Raw genomic sequence first — 4,130 nt, forward strand, 5'->3', positions numbered from 1 at the left:
CGGGGAACGCCGGCGCGGGGAACGCCGGCGCGGGAAACGCCGGCGCGGGAAACGCCGGGGCGGGTGGCAACGGCGCCTGCGACGACGACGGGGTTCGGGTGGAGTTCACCCGCACCGGCGAGGCGGCGCTGCAGGCCCTGCTGGACATGCTCGTCACCAGCGACGGAGCCAGCTTCGAGAAGGTCGACCCCCGTATCGGCGCCGCCGACGACGCCCGCCGCTCCCTGAGGTACCGGCCCGGTGCCGAGTTGGCCCGCCGCATCAGGCTGCGCGACGGTACCTGCCGCCATCCCGGCTGTGCGGTTCCGGCCGATGACTGCGACATCGATCATGTCCGCCCCTTCGACCACGCCGACCCCGCCCGCGGCGGACCCACCGAAGAGTGCAATCTGATGTGTCTGTGTCGGCGCCATCACCGGTTCAAGACGTTCTCCGACTGGATCTACGACCTGGCGCCCGATGGCACCCTCACCGTCATCACACCGGACGGGGCGACCATGACGACCCGACCATCCGGGCCGCTCGGGGTCTACCGCCGCGAGCACGCCCGCAATGAATCCCGCGCCTGGGACAGACAACAACAGCGCAACCCGGACCCGACCATCACAGGAGGGGAGACGCGCCCGGAGCCCACCTACTGGACTCGCCGTGCGGCCCGCCTGAGCGCCGAGCGTGCCCGCGCAACCGGCCCGGTCGACACCCGGCCCGGCGGCCAGAGCCGCTGGTGGAAGCGCAACGCACCGGTCTTCAGCACGGTCGAACACGAGGTCGAGGCCCTGCTCGATGACATCCTCGACCCGCCTCCCTTCTGACCCGCCTCCCTTCTGACCCGTCGCCTCTCCGGCGTGGGCGGGCGGGAGAACCCGTCAGACGAACCTGCGGCTGACCTTCTCCGGCAGAAGCGTCAGCAGTGGGCCGATCGCCTTCCAGGGCTTGGCCGGGACGAGCGCACGAGTGGGCTCGGCGTCAATCGTCCTGACCAGCGCGTCGACGCCCTCGTCGAATTCGGTCATCAGCGAGGTCTTGACCGACCGGTTGATGTCGGTGCGGATGTACCCGGGAAGGATGTCGGTGACCTTGATGCGGCTGCCGGCGCTGTCGAGCTCGGCGTGCAGACCCTGCGCCAGCGAGGAGACGAACGCCTTGGTGGCGCCGTACGTGTTCTGGGCCTTGGGCATGCCGCGCAGCGAGCTCACGGACGAGATGAACACCAGGTGCCCCTCGCCCCGCGCGTGCATCAGCTCCATCGCGGCCTCCGCCTGGTTGAGGGTGCCGATCACGTTGACCATGGCGGTCTCCCGGTTGGCGTGCGCCTTCCCCGTACCGATGGACGCCCCCTTGCCCAGCCCTGCGTTGAGGACGAAGCGGTCGATCCCGCCGAGCTCCGCGTCGAGCTCGCCGAACACCCTCTCCACCGCGTCGCCGTCGGCCACGTCGAGCTCGCGGACCGCCACCGTGATCGACGGGTTGGCCGCCAGCAACTCGGCTCGGAGTTCCTGGAGCCGGTCGAGACGCCGGGCGCACAGCGCCAGATTCCTGCCCTGTGCGGCCCAGCGACGGGCCATGCCCTCGCCGAGACCCGCGCTGGCGCCGGTGATCAGGATCGTGTTGCGGTCGGTCACAGCTTCTCCTCCGTTGGCGATGGCCCCAGTGTGGCACGCGCCGGCTGACACGACGGGCAGCGGTAGGCGATGCGATCGAGTGAATCGCTCGGCTCGTCCGGGTCGGCGAGACCACCCAGTCGGAACGTCTCCACCTCGGTCCCGCACCTGCGGCACGGCTTGCCGTCCCGCCCGTACACCCACAACTCCCGCCCGCGTCGCGTGTCCCCGGTGGTCACCCGGACCGCGCGATCGGCGTTGGCGAGGAGCATCCGCCGGGCGAGCACGACCACGGCGCGCAGATCAGGCACCGACTCCACCGGCTCCCGCGGGTCGAGGCCCCGCAGGAAACACAGTTCGGCGCGGTACACGGTGCCGATGCCGGCGAGATTGCGCTGGTCCAACAGTGCCTCCCCGATCGTCCGGGACGGCCGCTCGCCGATCCGCCGGAGCACCTCCGCGACGCTGGCGTCCGGGTCCCAGTCCCGCCCCAGCAGGTCGGGACCGAGATGCTCGACCGCCCGGTCGGCCTCGGCGGGATCCAGCGCGCGCAGCAACCCGAGCTCGGTGCCCACCACCTCGACGTCGTCGGCGCGCAGGAGCATCCGGACGGTGTGCGCGGGGAACCGCCACCGCTCCCCCGCCTTGTGGATGTGGATGCGGCCTTCCATCTTCAGGTGGATATGGAGGGTGACCGGGTCCCGACCCTGCGCGTCGGGGCCGACGACGACGAAGAGGTGCTTCCCACGGGACCGGGCGGCCACCACGGTCCTGCCCCGCAGATCCACGGCCGCGAATCTGGGAACCCTGAGCTCGGTCCTGTCCAGGGTCCGCCCGGCCAGCGCACGGTGGACCTTCGCGGCCGCCCTGTAGACGGAATCGCCCTCCGGCACCGTTGACTCCTCTGCCCGCTGTCCGATCTACCGCTCTCCGAGTGTGCGCACCATGGTGCCCTGAACCGCCCCGGGCTGCCGGGTTCACCATCCCGGTTGTCGACACTCCACGACGCCGGCGGTCTCGAGCTGCACTGTCGCATGCTCGATGCCGTGGCCCTCCCGCAGGACGCGTCGCGCCTCGTCGAGGACTCCGGAGTGGGGCACTCCGGGGGCGGTCACGAGGTGGACGGTCCCCACGTCCATCCCCGAGGTCAGCGTCCACAGATGCAGGTCGTGCACCTCCTCGACGCCGCGTACCGACGCGAGTTCGGACTCCACCGCTGCGGGGTCGACCCCGGCGGGCGCGTGCTGGGCGAGCACCGTGACGACCTGTCTACCGAGCATGACCGCGCGGACGACGATGAACACGGCGATCGCCACGGCCACCACGAGGTCCCACACCGTCGAACCCGTCGCGCGGATGAGCAGCGCGGCCGCGATCACCCCCACCGATCCGGCCGCGTCGGCCATCACCTCGAGATACGCACCCCGCACCGCGAGACTCTCGGAGGATCCACTGCGCAGAAGGAGCAGCGAGATGATGTTGACGACCAACCCCAGTCCGCCGACGAGCAACATGGTTCCGGTGGCGACGGGGGCGTCCGACCCGAGCCGCCTGAACGCCTCGACAAGCACGTAGACGCCCATGCCGGACATGATGAGCACCGCCAGACCGGAGGCGAAGATCTCCACGCGATAATGGCCGAACGTGCGTCTCCCGGAACGGTCCGGCCGTGACGCGATCACCGTCGCCGCGAGCGCCGCGCCCAGCGCCACCACGTCCGCCGCCATGTGGCCGGCGTCGGAGAGCAGGGCCAGGGAGCCGGAGATGAGGCCCGCGACCAGCTCGACCACGAAGAACACCACGGTCAGAACGAAGGCGCACGCCAGTCTGATCCGATACCGCGCGCCGGCGTGACCGGTCGGGCGGGCGTGGCCGGAGCAGTGCGCGTGGCCGGAACTGTGCGCGTGACCGTAACTGTGCGCGTGGCTCCCGTGTGCGTGCCCGACCCCCATCTGATTCCCCTCCCGCTGACATATGCATTGATGCGCATATCTTAACTCGTCAGAACGGTTCACTCAACGCCGGATGCGCAGCCCCTTCGGGGTGGCACCGAACCCGGCGTTCTCGAAGGTGGCCGCGACGGGCGAGGTGTGGACGGGTTCGCCGGCGAGGGTGGTGACGGTCAGCGGGCCGACGGCACCTGATCGCACGACTGCGGCCAGCGCGGACGCGGCGAGCGGCACGGCCTCGGCCCGGTCGTCCAGCACGAGGACGGTCCGGCCGCCGCGTTCGACGAACAGGACACACAGCCCGTCGACCAGCACGACGAGCGCACCGGCCTTCCTGCCGGGACGGTGCCCAGATCCGCCCTCCGCAGAAGGTGGCCAGGGCAGCGCGGCGCCGTACGGGTTGGCCGGGTCCGTGGCGGCGAGGACCCGGACGACCGGTTCATCGGTGCCGGAGGGCCAGTGGGCGTCGTCCGCCGTGTCGTCGTAGGCGCGTAACCGGTCGATCGTGTTGCCGGCGGCGAACTGGGCGGCACCGAGACCGTCCACGAAGTAGCCGCGGCGGCAGCGGCCCGAATCCTCC

At 71.0% G+C, this 4,130-nt stretch carries 4 protein-coding genes and 1 pseudogene; 1 reads left to right on the forward strand and 4 read right to left on the reverse strand.

The features are described 5' to 3' along the window. Positions 1-812: HNH endonuclease signature motif containing protein (locus G6022_RS00010; protein ID WP_182690838.1), on the forward strand; the 812-nt coding region annotated here is incomplete at its 5' end. A 54-nt stretch (positions 813-866) separates the two neighbouring features. On the opposite strand, the gene G6022_RS00015 is transcribed toward G6022_RS00010, so the two are convergent. The 4 genes and pseudogenes from G6022_RS00015 to G6022_RS00030 all read right to left on the reverse strand — a co-directional run. After that, positions 867-1,622, reverse strand: a complete 756-nt coding sequence (locus G6022_RS00015; RefSeq protein ID WP_179525869.1) for an SDR family oxidoreductase — start codon at positions 1,620-1,622, stop codon at positions 867-869. Then, positions 1,619-2,494 (reverse strand): DNA-formamidopyrimidine glycosylase family protein, encoded by an 876-nt coding sequence (locus tag G6022_RS00020; protein WP_182640008.1) that lies wholly within the window; start codon positions 2,492-2,494, stop codon positions 1,619-1,621. Before G6022_RS00020 ends, G6022_RS00015 begins: the two co-directional genes overlap by 4 nt. An 84-nt stretch (positions 2,495-2,578) precedes the next feature. After that, positions 2,579-3,553 (reverse strand): cation diffusion facilitator family transporter, encoded by a 975-nt coding sequence (locus G6022_RS00025; RefSeq protein ID WP_182640009.1) that lies wholly within the window; start codon positions 3,551-3,553, stop codon positions 2,579-2,581. A 63-nt stretch (positions 3,554-3,616) separates the two neighbouring features. After that, positions 3,617-4,130 (reverse strand): annotated as a pseudogene (locus G6022_RS00030) (DEAD/DEAH box helicase); the annotation flags it as partial.

Source organism: Dietzia sp. Cai40 (genome assembly GCF_014145165.1).
Classification (GTDB): domain Bacteria; phylum Actinomycetota; class Actinomycetes; order Mycobacteriales; family Mycobacteriaceae; genus Dietzia; species Dietzia natronolimnaea.

Excerpts from the sequence above, each read along its gene's own strand:
- G6022_RS00025 (WP_182640009.1), bottom strand. The coding sequence starts at position 3,553 with ATGGGGGTCGGGCACGCACACGGGAGCCACGCGCACAGTTACGGTCAC.